Source organism: Rhizobium sp. LjRoot98 (assembly GCF_964252935.1).
Taxonomy (GTDB): domain Bacteria; phylum Pseudomonadota; class Alphaproteobacteria; order Rhizobiales; family Rhizobiaceae; genus Pararhizobium.
This window is the reverse complement of record NZ_CAXUPW020000003.1, coordinates 57456-74695: the sequence shown is the minus strand read 5'-3', so window position 1 is coordinate 74695 and position 17240 is coordinate 57456. Positions and strand designations below refer to the sequence as shown.

General features: G+C 59.7%; 15 protein-coding genes. 12 read left to right on the top strand and 3 right to left on the bottom strand.

Annotated features, from left to right (window positions below):
- Positions 1 to 13 precede the first annotated feature (13 nt).
- The 4 genes from mltA to gyrB all read left to right on the top strand — a co-directional run bounded on the left by mltA (position 14) and on the right by gyrB (position 4641).
- Positions 14 to 1123 carry a murein transglycosylase A gene (gene mltA, locus ACSQ3J_RS12270; RefSeq protein WP_436039260.1) on the top strand — a complete coding sequence of 370 codons (1110 nt, stop codon included), beginning with the start codon at positions 14 to 16 and terminating at the stop codon, positions 1121 to 1123.
- Positions 1116 to 1685, top strand: a complete 570-nt coding sequence (locus ACSQ3J_RS12265; RefSeq protein WP_436039259.1) for a Smr/MutS family protein — start codon at positions 1116 to 1118, stop codon at positions 1683 to 1685. Before mltA ends, ACSQ3J_RS12265 begins: the two co-directional genes overlap by 8 nt.
- Positions 1682 to 2056 carry a helix-turn-helix domain-containing protein gene (locus ACSQ3J_RS12260; RefSeq protein WP_436039258.1) on the top strand — a complete coding sequence of 125 codons (375 nt, stop codon included), beginning with the start codon at positions 1682 to 1684 and terminating at the stop codon, positions 2054 to 2056. Before ACSQ3J_RS12265 ends, ACSQ3J_RS12260 begins: the two co-directional genes overlap by 4 nt.
- Before the next feature lie 149 nt (positions 2057 to 2205).
- The gene (gene gyrB, locus ACSQ3J_RS12255; protein WP_436039256.1) at positions 2206 to 4641 is read left to right on the top strand and encodes a DNA topoisomerase (ATP-hydrolyzing) subunit B; all 2436 of its coding nucleotides are present in this window, start codon (positions 2206 to 2208) and stop codon (positions 4639 to 4641) included.
- A 75-nt stretch (positions 4642 to 4716) separates the two neighbouring features.
- Here gyrB and ACSQ3J_RS12250 read toward each other — a convergent pair whose 3' ends face one another.
- Entirely contained in the window at positions 4717 to 5319 is a 603-nt protein-coding gene (locus ACSQ3J_RS12250) for a nitroreductase family protein (protein ID WP_436039255.1), read from the bottom strand.
- A gap of 262 nt (positions 5320 to 5581) precedes the next feature.
- Here ACSQ3J_RS12250 and gabD point away from each other — a divergent pair, with 262 nt between their 5' ends.
- Positions 5582 to 7036 carry an NADP-dependent succinate-semialdehyde dehydrogenase gene (gene gabD, locus ACSQ3J_RS12245; RefSeq protein WP_060502833.1) on the top strand — a complete coding sequence of 485 codons (1455 nt, stop codon included), beginning with the start codon at positions 5582 to 5584 and terminating at the stop codon, positions 7034 to 7036.
- Positions 7037 to 7149: 113 nt separating this feature from the next.
- Positions 7150 to 7953, top strand: coding sequence for an aldolase/citrate lyase family protein (locus ACSQ3J_RS12240; protein ID WP_060502496.1), 804 nt, complete (start codon positions 7150 to 7152; stop codon positions 7951 to 7953).
- On the opposite strand, the gene ACSQ3J_RS12235 is transcribed toward ACSQ3J_RS12240, so the two are convergent.
- Together ACSQ3J_RS12235 and ACSQ3J_RS12230 are read right to left on the bottom strand one after the other, a co-directional pair.
- Positions 7954 to 9048 (bottom strand): mannitol dehydrogenase family protein, encoded by a 1095-nt coding sequence (locus tag ACSQ3J_RS12235; protein WP_244481941.1) that lies wholly within the window; start codon positions 9046 to 9048, stop codon positions 7954 to 7956.
- A 14-nt stretch (positions 9049 to 9062) separates the two neighbouring features.
- Positions 9063 to 9941 (bottom strand): GntR family transcriptional regulator, encoded by an 879-nt coding sequence (locus ACSQ3J_RS12230; RefSeq protein WP_060502495.1) that lies wholly within the window; start codon positions 9939 to 9941, stop codon positions 9063 to 9065.
- Positions 9942 to 10207: 266 nt separating this feature from the next.
- Here ACSQ3J_RS12230 and ACSQ3J_RS12225 point away from each other — a divergent pair, with 266 nt between their 5' ends.
- The 6 genes from ACSQ3J_RS12225 (at position 10208) to ACSQ3J_RS12200 (ending at position 17159) form a co-directional block, all read left to right on the top strand.
- On the top strand, positions 10208 to 11713 hold the full coding sequence (locus tag ACSQ3J_RS12225; protein WP_060502494.1) for a UxaA family hydrolase: 1506 nt from the start codon (positions 10208 to 10210) through the stop codon (positions 11711 to 11713).
- Positions 11714 to 11743: 30 nt separating this feature from the next.
- Positions 11744 to 12763, top strand: coding sequence for an aldo/keto reductase (locus ACSQ3J_RS12220; protein WP_060502493.1), 1020 nt, complete (start codon positions 11744 to 11746; stop codon positions 12761 to 12763).
- Between the two features lie 29 nt (positions 12764 to 12792).
- On the top strand, positions 12793 to 13239 hold the full coding sequence (locus ACSQ3J_RS12215; RefSeq protein ID WP_060502492.1) for an RbsD/FucU family protein: 447 nt from the start codon (positions 12793 to 12795) through the stop codon (positions 13237 to 13239).
- 238 nt (positions 13240 to 13477) lie between these two features.
- Positions 13478 to 14467, top strand: a complete 990-nt coding sequence (locus tag ACSQ3J_RS12210) for an ABC transporter substrate-binding protein (RefSeq protein WP_060502491.1) — start codon at positions 13478 to 13480, stop codon at positions 14465 to 14467.
- 121 nt (positions 14468 to 14588) lie between these two features.
- Positions 14589 to 16142 (top strand): sugar ABC transporter ATP-binding protein, encoded by a 1554-nt coding sequence (locus ACSQ3J_RS12205; RefSeq protein WP_060502490.1) that lies wholly within the window; start codon positions 14589 to 14591, stop codon positions 16140 to 16142.
- Positions 16143 to 16184: 42 nt separating this feature from the next.
- Complete coding sequence (locus ACSQ3J_RS12200) at positions 16185 to 17159, top strand: ABC transporter permease (RefSeq protein ID WP_060502489.1); 975 nt, start codon at positions 16185 to 16187, stop codon at positions 17157 to 17159.
- Positions 17160 to 17240 lie beyond the last annotated feature (81 nt).

Here is a 17240-nt window from a genome sequence, read left to right as displayed (position 1 = left end):
AGGCACGGCGACGATGGATTTCGATTTGCAACGGGTCGACTTTTCCGACCTTCCCGGTTGGCAGTCCGACGATCCATCCCCGCTTCTGCCGGCGCTTGAACGCTGTCGCCGGCAGGTCACCCAGGTCAAACCACACAAGACGGCATCGCTTGGCATTTCCACTGCCGATCTGATACCGGCCTATGAAGCGGCCGAAGCCACGCAGCCCCGCAATGCGAGCGAAGCCCGCGCTTTCTTTGAAAAGCATTTCGTTCCGTTCAAGATTGTTCGCCATGATGGTAAGCTTGGCTTCGTCACGGCTTTTTTCGAGCCCGAAGTTCTGGTCGGCGCGACACGGGACGAGACCTTCCGTTTTCCTTTTTATGGCCGTCCGGACGATCTCATCGATATCGATGATGGCAACCGCCCCGGCGGCATGGACCCGTATTTTGCTTTTGGACAGCAGACGGACGGGCAAATTTCCGAATATCCGGACCGCAAGGCGATAGAGCAGGGATACCTTGCCGGCCGCGGGCTGGAGATCGCCTATGCCAAATCCAAAACCGACGTGTTCTTTGCCCATGTCCAGGGTGCCGCCCGGCTCGTCTATCCCGATGGCGCGATGAAGCGGGTGACCTATGCGGCCAAGACTGGCCATTACTTCTCTGCTACGGGCAAGCTTCTGATCGAGCGTGGCAAGATCGACGCCGCAACCGTGTCGATGCAGACGATCAAGCAATGGCTGGACGATCATCCAGACGAGGCGGACGAAGTTTTGTGGCACAATCGGTCGTTCATTTTTTTCCGTGAGGCCGAGGTCGATGATACCGGGCTCGGGCCGGTCGCGGCTGCAAAGGTAGCGCTGGAACCTGGCCGTTCGCTCGCTGTCGACCGGCTCATTCATACGTTCGGGGTTCCCTTTTTCATCTCGAGCGACAGCCTGACCTCGATCGAGGGTGGCCGTCCGTTCCGCCGGCTGATGCTGGCGCTCGATACCGGGTCGGCCATCGTTGGTCCTGCGCGTGGCGATATCTTCACCGGCTCCGGTGACGAGGCCGGACGGCTGGCTGGTGCCGTGCGCAACGAGGCTGATTTTTTCATTTTCATTCCGAGGGCCGCAGCCGCAAGATACGGCCATGGTTAAGGGAAAGAAGCTCACCAGCGAAGACCGCATCCTGTGGGGCAAGGTCGCGCGCACGACGCGTCCGCTGCCGGGGCGAATGGATGAGCTGGCGGAATTCGAAGAGTCAAAGCCCGAACCCCAGCCCGAAAAATTGCCGATGCCGGTGATCAAGGAGGGTAAGTCGCTTGCCGAAGCTTTCGGCGCTGCCCCGCCAGAGGCCCCGAAAAAGACCGTGCGTATGCATCACCCACTGGAAAAGCCGGTGAAGCGCAAACTTGCTAAGGGCCATCTCGCCATCGAAGCGCGGATCGACCTGCATGGCATGATCCAGAGCGAGGCGCATGGTTTGCTCTTACATTTCCTGATGCGGGCCTATGATCGCGGCCTGCGGCATGTGCTGGTCATCACTGGCAAGGGAACATCGCTTGGCAGCGATGGCGCGCTCAAGCGAGCGGTGCCGATGTGGTTTTCGCTGCCGGAATTCCGCATGCTGATTTCGTCCTACGAGCCGGCTGCCCGCAATCACGGGGGCGACGGCGCGCTCTATGTTCGTCTATCGCGCCCAAGGGGCCTGACCCCATGACCCCGTTTGGTGATGCGGTACGCCTGTTGCGGCAGAAGAAGGGGGTATCGCAAAAGCAGATGGCGGCGGCGATCGGCGTATCGCCGGCTTATCTTTCGGCTCTGGAGCATGGCAAGCGCAGTGCGCCGAGCTTTGAATTCCAGCAAAGGGTCGCCGGTTACTTTCACGTCATCTGGGACGATGCCGACGAACTGTTCGGGATTGCCGCCATTTCCGACCCGAAAGTGGTGTTGGATACCGCCGGTTTGCCGTCGGCCCACACGGCCTTTGCCAACCGGCTTGCCGGCTGTATCCGTGGCCTATCCGGCGAAACCATCCGCATTCTGGAAGATGTTTTGGAAAAAGCCCGCTTTCCTGATAAGGAACTCTGATGATCCCCTGATTTCTGCCGCTTTCAGGCTGCATGGGATTTGGAACTATGGACAAAATCCCTATATTCGGGGAGCGCCATCGAGGGGTGATTCGCACGGAATCCGATCCCGAAGACATGGCATCGTAACCTGGAAAGACCTATAGCCGAATGACCGATTTGCCTGAAACCGAAGCCGGCGCAAGCGCCGAATATGGTGCCGATTCCATCAAGGTTCTGAAGGGCCTTGATGCCGTCCGCAAGCGGCCGGGCATGTATATCGGCGATACCGACGACGGTTCCGGCCTGCATCACATGGTCTACGAAGTCGTGGACAATGCGATCGATGAGGCGCTGGCGGGCCACGCTGATATCGTCACCGTGACGCTCAACCCGGATGGTTCGGTCACCGTGACTGACAACGGCCGCGGCATCCCGACCGACATTCACAAGGAAGAGGGCATCTCGGCTGCCGAAGTGATCATGACGCAGTTGCATGCGGGCGGCAAATTCGACCAGAACTCATATAAGGTTTCCGGCGGACTGCACGGCGTCGGCGTCTCGGTCGTCAACGCGCTCTCGGTCAAGCTGACGCTCAAAATCAAGCGCCAAGGCAAGATCCATGAGATCAGCTTCACCCATGGCGTCGCCGACGCACCCCTGAAGGTGATCGGCGACAGCAACGGCGAGACTGGCACGGAAGTCACCTTCCTGCCGAGCACCGAAACCTTCACGATGATCGAGTTCGATTATGGAACGTTGGAGCATCGCCTGCGCGAGCTCGCTTTCCTGAATTCGGGTGTTCGGATTCTTCTGACCGACAAGCGTCATTCCGATATCCGCGAGACAGAGATGATCTATGACGGTGGCCTCGAAGCCTTCGTTGCGTATCTCGATCGGGCGAAGAAGCCGCTGGTCAACCGGCCTGTCGCCATTCGCGGCGAAAAGGACGGCATCACTGTCGAAGTGGCGATGTGGTGGAACGACAGCTATCATGAAAATGTTCTCTGCTTCACCAACAACATCCCGCAGCGCGACGGCGGCACCCATATGGCCGGCTTCCGTGGCGGCCTGACGCGCCAGATCATTTCCTATGGTGACAGCTCTGGCATCATGAAGAAGGAAAAGGTGACGCTCACCGGCGAAGACTGCCGCGAAGGCCTGACCGCAGTTCTCTCCGTCAAGGTGCCTGATCCGAAGTTCTCGTCGCAGACCAAGGACAAGCTTGTCTCCTCCGAGGTTCGCCCCGTTGTCGAAAGCCTCGTCAACGAAGCGCTCAGCACCTGGCTTGAAGAACATCCGGGCGACGCAAAGATCCTCGTCGGCAAGGTGATCGAGGCCGCCGCTGCCCGCGAAGCAGCCAAGAAGGCGCGCGAACTGACCCGCCGCAAGGGCGCTCTCGACATTTCGTCGCTGCCCGGCAAGCTCGCCGACTGCTCCGAGCGCGATCCGGCCAAATCCGAACTCTTCCTGGTGGAAGGCGATTCCGCCGGCGGTTCGGCCAAGCAGGGCCGTTCGCGCGAAAACCAGGCGATCCTGCCGCTGCGCGGCAAGATCCTCAATGTCGAACGCGCCCGTTTCGACAAGATGCTGTCCAGCCAGGAAATCGGCACGCTGATCACCGCGCTCGGCACGTCGATCGGCAAGGACGAGTTCAATCCGGACAAGCTGCGTTATCACAAGATCATCATCATGACTGATGCTGACGTCGACGGCGCCCATATCCGCACCTTGCTTTTGACCTTCTTCTTCCGGCAGATGCCGGAACTGATCGAGCGCGGGCATCTCTTCATCGCCCAGCCACCGCTCTACAAGGTGGCGCGCGGCAAGTCGGCGCAATATCTGAAGGACGAAAAGGCGCTGGAAGATTATCTGATCTCCACAGGCCTCGAAGACGCGGCACTTGAACTCGGTTCCGGCGAAGTCCGGGTCGGGCAGGATTTGCGTGAAGTCATCATCGATGCGTTGCGGTTGCGCACGCTGATCGAAGCGCTGCATTCGCGCTATAGCCGGTCCGTCGTCGAACAGGCGGCGATTGCCGGCGCGCTCAATCCGGAACTCAACCAGCATGCCGAGCAGTCGGCAGCAACGGCGGCCGAGGTTGCCAAGCGCCTCGATCTGATCGCCGAGGAAACAGAGCGCGGCTGGACGGCCGTCGTTGCTGGTGATGGCGGCCTGAAATTCGAGCGCATGGTGCGCGGCGTCAAGGAAGTCGCCTCGCTCGACATGGCGCTGATCGGATCGCAGGATGCGCGTCACATTGATCTGATGACTCCGCGCCTCAAGGAAATCTATGCCATCCCGCCGGTTTTGAAGCGCAAGGACGGTGCGATCGAGATCAGCGGTCCGCGCGCTCTTCTCGACGCCATCTTTGCCAGCGGCCGCAAGGGCCTGTCGATGCAGCGTTATAAGGGTCTTGGTGAAATGAATGCCGAGCAGCTCTGGGAAACGACGCTCGATCCGAACGTCCGTTCGCTGCTTCAGGTCCGGGTACACGATGCCACCGATGCCGATGGTCTGTTCTCGCGCTTGATGGGTGACGAGGTCGAGCCGCGGCGCGATTTCATCCAGGAAAACGCGCTGAGCGTCGCCAACCTGGATATCTGAGGTAGGCGCAGCCTCCCTTGTGACTTATTGAAAACCGCGCCTCCCATCTGGAAGGCGCGGTTTTTGCTTTTTAACTTAGCCGGCGATGAACGTGCCATTGAAGGCAATTTCCGAAAGCGGGCGGCGCGGGCTTGGCGTTTCGCGGGCCTGCAGATAGTCCGGCAACTGGGCCTTATCGCCCAGGCGGCCGATGGCGGCGGCGGCTTCGACGCGATAGCCTTCCGGAATACCGAGGATTTCAACAGCCTTGTCGAAATGCAGGCCGGTCATGCCGTGGGCCTGGAAGCCAAGCAGATGGGCCTGATGGGCGATCGCTCCCCAGGCGGCACCCGTATCGAAGCTGTGGCTATAGGACAGGGCTTCTTCGGCAGCACCCGGTGCTGCGAAATGGGTCTTGGAGATCAGGATCACCAGTGCCGACGCGGATTTTGCCCAGCCCTGGTTGAAATCGTTGAGGATCGGGAAGATCTTGTCCCATTGTTCAGTGCCGCGCAAAGCATAGACAAAGCGCCATGGCTGGGAATTGTAGGCGGAAGGCGCCCAGCGGCCGGCTTCGAGAATGGTCAGCAGTTCCGTTTCGGCAATGGTCTCGCCGGTGAAGGCGCGCGGCGACCAGCGATTGAGGAAGCTCGGCTCGATGGGATAGTCTGCCTGGCGGTAGTTGCTGGTTGTTGTCATGGCATGTTCCTGTCTTGGGAGGTCGGAGGGCCGGAATTCGATTAGCGGACGAAGTCCGCATATAGCGATTGGATAGTCTAGTAATAGACTCCAGTTTGTTGATGGACTGTTTCTAATTCGGCGACAGCGGTCGCGTGGCCGACTGCCGGGGACGTGGCGAAACAGACTGCAGAAACGTTCTTCTGGGTTATTGTCGAACGCCAGAAAAAAGTTGTATAAGTTCTGTAGATTTTTCGAAGCAAAGGATTTGCTGCTGATGACCGTGACCTTGAAAGACCCTTCGCTGTTCCGCCAGGCCGCGCTCGTCGGCGAAAACTGGATCGAAGCCGACCCGAAAAATGCCATCGAGGTGAACAATCCGGCGACTGGAGAGATCATCGGCCGGGTGCCGAAGCTCGGTGCAGCAGAAACAAAGGCAGCCATCGAGGCGGCGCGCACTGCGCAGAAGGGATGGGCTGCAAGAACAGCCAAGGATCGCTGCGCCGTCCTGCGCAAATGGTACGACCTGATGATCGAAAACAAGGACGATCTCGGACGCATCCTGACGCTTGAACAGGGCAAGCCGCTGGCGGAAGCGACCGGTGAAATCGTCTATGGTGCCAGCTTCATCGAATGGTTTGCCGAGGAAGGCCGCCGCATCTATGGTGACATGATCCCCGGCCATCAGCCGGACAAGCGTATCATGGTGATGAAGCAGCCGATCGGCGTCGTCGCGGCGATCACACCGTGGAATTTCCCCAATGCGATGATCACCCGCAAGGCCGGTCCAGCCTTTGCTGCCGGTTGCGCCATGGTTCTGAAGCCGGCTTCGCAGACGCCGTTCTCGGCTATCGCCATCGCGGTTCTGGCTGAACGTGCCGGTCTGCCGAAGGGCCTGTTCAGCGTCATCACCGGTTCGGCCGCCGCCATCGGAGGCGAAATGACCTCCAACCCGACCGTCCGCAAGCTGACCTTTACCGGCTCGACGGAAATCGGCACCGAGCTTTACAAGCAGAGCGCCCCGACCATCAAGAAGCTCGGCCTCGAACTGGGCGGTAACGCGCCTTTCATCGTTTTCGATGACGCCGATCTCGATGCGGCCGTCGATGGCGCGTTGATCGCCAAGTATCGCAACAATGGCCAGACCTGCGTCTGCGCCAACCGTATCTATGTTCAGGACGGCGTCTACGATGCCTTCGCCGAAAAGCTGGCAACAGCCGTCGGCAAGCTGAAGACCGGCAACGGTTTTGATGAGGGTGTCATTCTTGGGCCGCTGATCGACAAGGCAGCGCTGAACAAGGTCGAGGAGCACATTGCCGACGCCCTGAAAAAGGGTGCGCGCATCCTGCAGGGCGGCAAGCCGCACGCGCTCGGTGGCACCTTCTTCGAGGCGACGATTCTTGCCGATGTCACAAAGGACATGGCGGTAGCGAAGGAAGAAACCTTCGGTCCGCTGGCGCCGCTGTTCCGCTTCAAGTCTGAGGCGGATGTTATCGAGCAGGCGAATGATACCGAGTTCGGCCTCGCCTCCTATTTCTACGCCAAGGATCTGTCCCGCGTCTTCCGGGTTGCCGAAGCGCTGGAATACGGCATGGTCGGCGTCAATACCGGCCTGATTTCGACGGCCGAAGCGCCGTTCGGTGGCGTCAAGCTCTCCGGTCTTGGCCGTGAAGGCTCGAAATACGGCATCGAGGAATTCACCGAGATCAAATATGTCTGCCTCGGTGGCATTGCCTGATTTGCAGGTCGAGACCTGATCTGCCAGTCAGGTTTTGGAGCGAACCGGCCGGATAACTCTGGCCGGTTTTTTCGTTTGACGGTACAAAGCCATAATGACAGCAGGAGACAGCCATGCCCGCCCCAAAAAACACGTTCAAGGCCGCGATCCGTGAGGACCGTTTTCAACTGGGTCTCTGGGTCGCTCTGGCCAGTCCCTATGCGGCGGAGATCGTTTCAGGCAGCGGCTATGACTGGCTGCTGATCGATGGCGAGCATGGGCCGAACGATATTCCGCTTCTGTCGGCGCAGATCCAGGCTGTCGCCCGCTCCGGCAGCCATCCGATGGTCCGGCTTCCGGTCGGCGAAACCTGGCTGATCAAGCAGATCCTCGATACGGGTGCCCAGACATTGCTGATCCCGATGGTGGAAAGTGTCGAACAGGCGCAGGCTCTGGTGCGTGCCGTGCGTTATCCGCCGCATGGGGTGCGCGGTGTCGGCGCAGCGCTTGGCCGCGCATCTCAGTTCAGCCGGATCAGCGATTACCTCGAAACCGCCAATGACGAAATCTGCCTGATCGTGCAGATCGAGAGCCGTGCCGGTCTCGCAGCACTTGATGATATTGCAGCGCTTGATGGGGTCGACGGGTTGTTCATCGGCCCATCCGATCTGGCGGCGGACATGGGTTATCTTGGCCAGCCGGGGCATCCAGACGTAACCGCGGCAATCAAGGACGCTTTTGATCGCATCGGCAAGGTGGGCAAGGCGCGTGGCATCATGACGCTCAGCCTCGACCAAGCCCATATGTACCGGGAGATGGGCGCGGACTTCATGGCGATCGGAACCGATGTGACGCTTCTTGTCAGCGCCACGACAAAACTGCGTGACGATTTCCTGGCCGGCGGGAAAGGTGATGCCAAGCCGGTTGCCGGCTACTGATCAGCGGCTTTCAATGATCGCAGTGAGATTCGGCATGCCAACATCCGGGCTCCAAGCCCTGAAATCGGCAAGTCGCCGGGTGACTTTTTCCGCATGGTGATTGGCTATGTCGCGGATGCGGTGGTCCAGAAACGGATTGCGAAAGCGGTCGAGCGTCAGAGCGACGTAACTGGTAGCCTCGCTGCCGAGATTCTTCGCGGCAAAGCCGGGAATCACTTCGGTTTCATAGATTTCTAGCAGAGCGGCGAGCACGACCGGGTCTTTCAGGATGGCTTTCACGGTTTCATCCTGAGGACGGCCGGTCTTCAGCCAGATATCGGCCAGCACGGTATGGCCGAGATTGAGGATATGCAGCTTGAGCTTTTCGTATGGGGTGAGGTCGTCCACCACCTGGATGGAAGGATGCGTGCAAGGCGGTTTCAATCCAGGCTGGGCTTCGATCGCCCAGAGCGCATAGGGTTCCGCCACCGCACCAGCCGGATCCAAAGGTTCCGATACGATCCGGTCGACCAGCGTGTTCCCCCAGATGACGTGTGTTTCCAGCCATTGCGCGAAACCCGCATCCGCAACTCGCGCGGACTGAAGGCGCAGGACCACAGCCTTCAAGGTATCGCCGTTGCGGCTCATCAATTCGCAAGGCAGCACGGTGATGGGCTTACCTTCGACGCGATAGCGTTCGTGAAGCAGGAACAGCAATTTTCCGGGAAATGACGCTGGAATTTCCGTTTCCAGGTCGTCGTTGCCGACGGCATAGCCTGTGTCACCGGTGTTTGAGATCAGCACTTCAGCTTCCGTGGCGACGATGCGCTTGATCGCCTCCCAATCGGATGCCGTGGACAGCGCCCGGGCAACACTTGCCACCTGCTGGATACGATCGATTTCGGTACCCTCGACGATCCCTCGAACGATAACGGGAAAACCGCCCGGGGCCGCCAGCGCCTTCAGCCGTCCGGCGCGTTCCGCCGAGCCTGTGGTCTGGACGACAGTGATCTTGCCGAGTGCCTCACCCTTTTCCAGCGCCTCGCTGACAAAAAGGTCGGCATGGGCTTGCAGGAAGCGGCTGGTTCCAAACTGGACGATGGGTGTGATCATCATATTGGTGAATCCGGCTATTGAATGGATTGGAGCAGGGTTTCCCGTGCCGATTTCAGATGGCGGCGGCAAGCTGTCTCGATGCGTGCCGGATCACGGGACCGTAGCGCGGCGATATAGTCGAGATGTTCTTCGAGCGCCCGGGCATTGCGCTCACGCGCATTCGTCTTGTTCCACTGATAGTGATAGTGAAAGACGATGGTGATGATGTCGTAGAAATCGACGATGAAGCGGTTGCTGGACGATGTGTGCACCAGGAGATGGAAACGCTCATCGAGTTCCGAGAATTCCTTGTAGCGATTGTCGATGTCGGCAAGGATTTCGTGATGCAGGGTCTCGATCCGGTTGAGGTCCGCCCAGGCCGGATGATCGGGGGCAAGAGCAGCAAAGCTGGCGGCCGAGCGCAACTCGAACATTTCACGGACTTCCGTCAGTTCCAGCGCAAATTCACGGGTAAACCCCTTGAGGATCCAGTGGCTGTTCGGGCGTTTCTCGATCAGGCCGAAGCGGCTGAAACGGATCAGGAATTCGCGTACGCTGGTCGTGCCGGTACCGATATCGCGGGCCAGTTCCAGCTCGTTGATCTGCATGCCGGGCTCGGCGCCGCCGGCCAGAATCCGGCGCATGAAACTGCGCTCGATGATATCGGACAGCGAATCGGTTTCTTCCGCCGGATAATAATCCTCCGGCTTCGGCTGGCGCAGAACCACCTTTGCCCGCTTGTCCCAGGCCAGCAACTGCAGCTCTTCCATGCGCGTCAGGATGGCGCGGATGGTGGTGCGGCTGACGCCGAGCGTCGTTCCAAGCTCGGGCTCGGACGGCAGGCTGGAGGTTTCCGCCAGCAGCTTGAGGCAGCGGTTGAAGGCGTCCTTGAAGACGGTATTCTGTTTCGCCATGGCTGTATCGACCAGATAGGAGTTTCTGTCAGCCCAACTGGGGGCAGGTTTTCAGGCTGCTCTATCCGGTCCGTTTGATCCTGTCTTCGATTTTGCTCTTGCGGTTCACGTGTTTCGTCCCTGATTTTGTTTTGGTGCAGTGGTTGCGGATTGGTACCGCGCCGCGGCCCCATAATACCCATTGACGGCAAACTGTCTATTGTGGATAAAAGACAAAATGAATGACAGGCTCATTCGGATAAAAACCGTCCAGGGAGATACCAAGGGTGACCGCACCTTCCTTCATCGTTTTGTCGCCGGAAGACAATATCGCCGTCGCGTCGCTGGCCATCGAGGCAGGTGGTGAACTGCCGGGCGGCGTCCGCGCAAACGGCAAGATCGATCCCGGCCACAAGGTGGCGATCCATCCCGTCCATATCGGTGAACCGGTGGTGAAATACGGCCAGGCGATCGGCCGTGCGACCATCGAGATCGCCGCGGGCGACCATGTCCATTCGCACAATCTCGCCTTCGATCAGGACCGGTTGTCGATCGGCGCGCCGGTGCCGCCGGAAGCCGCCAGCATCGCGGACAAGGCCCGGACGTTCATGGGCTATCGCCGGGCCGACGGCCGTGCGGCGACCCGCAATTTCATCGGCATCATCGCCAGCGTCAACTGTTCCACCACCGTCTGCCGTGCCATCGCGGAGGAGGCCAACAAGGTCATCCTGCCGCGTTATGACGGCATCGACGGTTTCGTCCCGATCGTCCATGATCAGGGCTGTGGCATGAGTTCGACTGGCGATGGCATGAAGAACCTGCACCGCACCCTTGCCGGCTATACGCGCCATGTAAATTTTGGCGGCGTGCTGATGGTCGGTCTCGGCTGCGAGGTCAACCAGTTGACGCTGTACGGTCAGTCGGGTGCCGGTGCCGGCAAACGGCATTTCAATATTCAGGATGCCGGTGGTTCGCGCCGCGCCGTCGCCCGCGCCCTTGGCGTGCTCGAAGAAATCGCCCAGGAGGTCGGGACGGCGAAGCGCACCGCGATCCCGGTCAGCGAAATCATCGTCGGACTGCAATGCGGCGGCTCGGATGGGCTTTCCGGCATCACGGCGAACCCGGCTTTGGGTGCGGCAGTCGATATTCTCGCCGGTGCCGGCGGTACGGCTATCCTGTCGGAAACCTCGGAAATCTATGGTGCCGAGCATTTGTTGCGCAGCCGCGCTGTCAATGATGGTGTCGCGGAAAAGCTCGACGGGTTGATTACCTGGTGGGAAGAGTATGTCGCCATGCACGGCGCATCGCTCGATAATAATCCTTCGCCGGGCAACAAGCGCGGTGGCTTGACGACCATCCTTGAAAAATCGCTGGGGGCCGTCGCCAAGGGCGGCCGGTCGCCGCTGACGGCGGTCTATCATTATGCCGAACGCGTGACGGAACATGGCCTCGTCTTCATGGATACACCCGGCTACGATCCCGTCTCGGCGACGGGGCAGGTGGCGGGCGGCGCCAATGTCATCACGTTCACAACCGGCCGCGGCAGCTGTTTCGGTTCGCGGCCCTGTCCGTCGATCAAGCTGACCAGCAACACGGCGCTCTATCGCGCCATGGAAGAGGACATGGACATCGATTGCGGCACCATCGCTACCGGCGATGCAACGATTGCCGGGATGGGCCGTGAAATCTTCGACCTGATCATCGACACGGCGTCCGGCAAGAAAACCAAGAGCGAGCTGTTTGGTTACGGCGACAATGAATTCGTGCCCTGGCATCTGGGCGCGACACTCTGACGGGGAACTGTCGGAGCGGAGGAGAAGATCATGCAACTCAGAAAAATCGGCCGGACGGATCTGTCCGTCACCGAATACAGCTTTGGCACGGCGCCGCTCGGCGGCATGTACCGGGCCTGCCCGCGTGAAACGGCGATGGAAACGCTGGAGGCTGCCTGGTCTGCCGGGCTGCGGTTCATCGACACCGCGCCCTGGTACGGCTTCGGTCTTGCCGAACGCCGCGTCGGTGATTTCCTGCGCGACAAGCCGAAGGGCAGTTATGTTCTGTCGACAAAGGTCGGCCGACTGCAGCGGCCTGTACCCGACGACAAAGTTCCAAGCTACGGTTTTGTCGATCCGCTGCCGTTCGATACCGATTACGACTATTCCTATGACGGCATTATGCGGTCGGTGGACTTCAGCTATGCCCGTCTCGGCCTCAACCGCATCGATATCCTGTTCGTCCACGACATCGGCGTCTACACGCATGGCGCCGAGCGTAACGCGGTCTATCTTCGCCAGCTGCTGGATGGTGGTTTGAAGGCGCTGGAACAGCTGAAATCAAGCGGCGCCATCACCGCCTATGGGCTGGGTGTCAACGAGGTGCCGGTCTGCCTCGATGTGATGCGCGAGGCGGATATCGACTGCATTCTTCTGGCCGGGCGCTATACGCTTCTCGATCGCACCGCCACCGCCGAACTGTTGCCGCTGTGTGAGAAAAAGAAAACATCGCTGGTGGTTGGCGGCGTATTCAATTCGGGTATTCTGGCCACCGGTCCGGTCGAGGGATCGCATTTCGACTACATGCCGGCGACGCCGGACGTGCTCGACAAGGTGAGGGCGATGGAAACGATTGCGCGATCACAGGGACTGCCATTGGCGGCACCCGCCATCCAGTTTCCGTTGCAGAGCCCAGCGGTCGCCTCTGTCCTGCTCGGTACGGCCAAACCGTCGAGCCTGATGCGCAATATGGAACTGACGGAGCAGCGTCTGCAGCCGGGTGATTTCACGGCCTATGACGCACATACGCTGGTCGCCCCGGAACTCGGCACGGATGCCGTCCGGGTTTAGCCGGCTTTCAAGAGACAAAGGAAAACCGAATGCTCAAGGGAATACATCCATTGCTCGGCCCGGAATTGCTGCATGCGATCCGCACGATGGGGCATGGGGACGAAATCGTCATTGCCGATGCCAATTTCCCGGCCAGCAGCATGGGTCCAAAGGTCGTGCGCGCCGATGGTGTCGATGCGCTGGGTATTACCGAGGCCATTCTGGCGCATATGCCGCTCGACACATTCGTGGATGAATCCGCCTGGCGCATGGAAGTTGTCGGTGACCCGCAGGCGGTGCCGGAGGTCTGCGTCGAATTCCAGAATCTGGTCACCAAACTCGCCGGTGATTTCAAGGTCGTACCGATCGAGCGCTTTGCCTTCTACGAGCGCTCGCGCAAGGCAGCCTATATCGTCGCGACGACCGAATTCCGGCTGTATGGCAATATCATCCTGAAGAAGGGCGTTGTGCATCCGCAGGAACTCTACCGCGTCTGACGCGGCATACAACCCGGCCCATGGAGGTGGGCCGGTTCATCTTCGTGATGAAAAACAAAGACTTGGCGTTGGGAGGAAAACAATGTTCAAGGGAAGTTTCGAACGCTTGCAATTTCGAAAATGCTGAGATAGCTTGCCAAAGCGAAATGTTTTTTATGGATAAAAGATCGAACTGTTAGCGTCTTGCAGCCCGGTCTGAGGAGAACTGAACAAGACGTTGTTGGAGGAGAACAACACCATGACCCTTATGAAGAATATCCTGTCCCGTCGCGCTTTTACCAGCCTGGCCGGCGCTGCAGTCTTTGCAACCATGATGCCGGTGGCGTCGTTCGCGCAGGACGTCACGATCCCGATCATCGTCAAGGATACGACATCGTTCTACTGGCAGATCGTTCTGGCGGGCGCCCGCGCGGCCGGCAAGGATCTCGGCGTCAACGTGCCAGAACTCGGCGCTCAGTCGGAATCGGATATCAACGGCCAGATCACCATTCTGGAAAATGCCGTTGCCGGCGCACCTGCTGCCGTCGTCATCTCGCCGACCGAATTCAAGGCGCTCGGCAAGCCGATCGATGAGGCGGCCAAGGCCGTGCCGATCATCGGCATCGATTCCGGCGCCGATTCAAAAGCGTTCACGTCCTTCCTGACTACCGACAACACACAAGGTGGCCGCATCGCCGCTGACGGTCTTGCTGCCGCCATCAAGGAAGCAACCGGTAAGGAAGAAGGCGAAATCGCCATCATCACCAGCCTGCCGGGCGTCGGTTCGCTCGATCAGCGCCACGAAGGCTTCGTCGAAGTCATCGCAGCCAAGTATCCGGGCCTCAAGGTCGTGGCTGACAAATATGCTGACGGTCAGGCAACCACCGGCCTCAACATGATGACTGACTTGATCACCGCTAACCCGAACCTCGTTGGCGTCTTCGCGTCGAACCTGATCATGGCACAGGGTGTTGGCCAGGCGATTGCTGAAAACAAGCTCGGCGACAAGATCAAGGTCATTGGCTTCGATAGCGACGAAAAGACGGTCGGCTTCCTCAAGGAAGGCGTTCTGGCTGGCCTCGTCGTCCAGGATCCGTACCGGATGGGCTATGACGGCATCAAAACCGCGCTTGCCGCTTCGAAGAAGGAAAAGGTCGAGGCCAATGTCGATACCGGTGCAAATCTGGTGACCAAGGCCAACATGGCCGATCCGAAGATCGACGCTCTTCTGAACCCGAAGGTCAACTGATCGAAACAACGCGGTAGGCCGTTCAAAGCGGCCTGCCGACTGTCGCATAACACCATCCGGACCTGTTTCAGCAAGGCCTGACCGTGTTGAAGCAGATATCGGATTGGGGAGGAGAGCCGCCATGACAGGACTTTATGATGTCAGCCACCGGCACGACGATGGCGCGACAACAATTGCCAAGCATCCTGTCCCCAAGGGGCAGCCCATCCTGGAATTGCGCGGCCTGCAGAAGAAATACGGTGCTGTCGAGGCCCTGAAACCGGCCAATATCACCTTCCTTTCGGGCGAAATCCACGCCATCGTCGGAGAGAATGGCGCGGGCAAATCGACCCTGATCAAGCTTCTGACCGGTGTTATCCGGCGAACGTCCGGCGAGGTCTTCTGGTGCGGCGATGCGGTGCAGCTCGCCACGCCGAACGAGGCGATTTCCCGCGGTATCAATGCCGTGCATCAGGAAGTCGTGCTTTGCCGCCACCTGTCCGTCGCGGCCAATATGTTTCTCGGCGACGAGATCAATAAGAACGGCCTGATGCGTAAGCGCGCCATGACCGATGCGGCCCAGGCCGTGCTCAACGATCTCGGCTTCAATCTGCCGGCTGCCGCCCTTCTGAGCGACCTGACGATCGGCCAGCAGCAGCTGGTGGCGACGGCGCGCGCGGCGATGCGTGGTACCCAGTTCTTGATTTTCGATGAGCCGACCGCTTACCTGACCCGCCAGGAATCGGCACAGCTCTTCCGCCTCATTCGCCGGCTACAGGCTGAAGGCGTGACGATCGTCTATATCAGCCATCGCATGGAAGAGGTTTTCGAGCTGGCCGACCGGGTTTCGGTGCTGCGCGACGGCACCCATATCGGCACGCGCAAGATTGCCGAAACCAATGATGCCGAACTGATCTCGATGATGATCAACCGCACCATCGAGCAGATCTATCACAAGGAAACGCTGCCGATCGGCGCGACGATTGTCGAGACGCGCGGCTTGTCAGGTCCAGGTTTCACGGATGTCTCGCTATCGGTGCGAGCAGGGGAAATCGTCGGGCTTTATGGCCTGATCGGTGCCGGGCGCAGCGAATTTGCGCTCGGGCTCTATGGCCGCCAGCCGCTGAGTGCCGGGGAAGTCCATTGGCAGGGCAACAAGGTCAGGATCCGCAACGAGCGTGATGCGATGGACCTCGGTATTGCGCTCGCGCCCGAAAGCCGCCGCGATCAAGGGCTCTGCCTCAATCTGCCGATCGGCCTTAACATCAACCTGCCGGTGTTCGACCGGCTGTCACGGGGTCTCACCATCAATCGCGGGCGTGAGATCGAGAACGCCGACCGGCAGATCAAGGATCTGAAAATCAAGACGCCGACACGGCGTGTACTGGCTTCAGCCATGTCCGGCGGCAACCAGCAGAAGATCGTCATCGGCAAATGGCTGAGCCATGGCGCCAAGCTGTTCATCTTCGACGAGCCGACGGTTGGCGTCGATGTCGGCACCAAGGCGGAAATCTATCGGCTGTTTGCACGGCTTCTGGAACAGGGGGCCGGTATCATCCTGATCTCCTCCTATCTACCGGAAGTCTATGAGCTTTCGGATCGGCTGCATGTGTTTCGCCAGGGAAGGCTCGTCGCCAGCCACACCTATCGTAGCGCCTCGCACGAGGAAGTGCTGACCCAGGCCATCGGCGTTTAAAATTCAGAAAAGACCGGACAAGAAAATGCGTGGAGGGAAATCATGAGCGTAGAGACAACAACGGAAACCGCACCGGTGCCGAAGAAGGGCATGAACATCCTGTTCGGCCTGACCCTGCTCGGGCTCTTGCTGTTTCTCTGGCTGCTTCTCGGTCTCTCGACCACGAGTTTCTGGACCTCCAACAATATCAGCAACCTGCTGCGCCAGGGGTCTATGACGGCGATCCTTGCCGTCGGGCAGACATTCGTCATCATCACGGCCGGTATCGATCTGTCGGTCGGTGCCGTCGTCGGTTTCTCCAGCGTCACCGTTGCCTGGCTGTTGCAGCAAGGCGTGCCGCTCTGGCCGGCCATGGGCATTACGCTCCTGGTTGGCGTGGCGATCGGCGCCTTTCACGCCTTCGGCATCGTCCGCATGGGCCTTCCCGCCTTCATCATCACGCTGGCGACGCTGACTTCGCTCCGCGGCATCGGCCTTCTGGTGACCAATGGCTCGACAATCTCGATCAGCAACGAGGCCTTCACCAACTTTTCCCGCGCCGATTTCCTCGGCATTCCCAGCCTGTTCTGGATGGTCATCGCCGTGGCGATACCGGCCTACATCTTCCTGCACTTGAGCCGCTGGGGCCGTTATCTCTTCGCCGTCGGCTCCAACAGCGAAGCCGCGCGTCTCTCCGGCGTCAATGTCAACCGGACGATCTATCTCGCCTATATCCTGTCTTCCACCTGCGCCGCCTTCGTCGGCCTGCTGCTCGCCTCGCGTATCGGCATCGGTAACGCCACCCAGGCTGAAGGCTGGGAACTGCAGGCGATTGCTTCCTCGGTCATCGGCGGTACCAGCCTGTTCGGCGCGGTCGGCTCGGTGCATGGGCCTCTGCTCGGCGCCTTCATTCTGGCGACCATCAATAACGGCGCCAATCTGCTCAACGTCAATGCGTTCGTGCAGCGCATCATCACCGGCGTGCTGATCATCGTCATTGTCTATTTCGATCAGTTGCGCCGCCGCGGTTCGCGCTGACCAATCCGGCACCCGGCCGGTTCTATCCCGGTCGGGTGCTGCTGCCATCCACCCATCTGTGAATAGAGACTGCAAGGAACT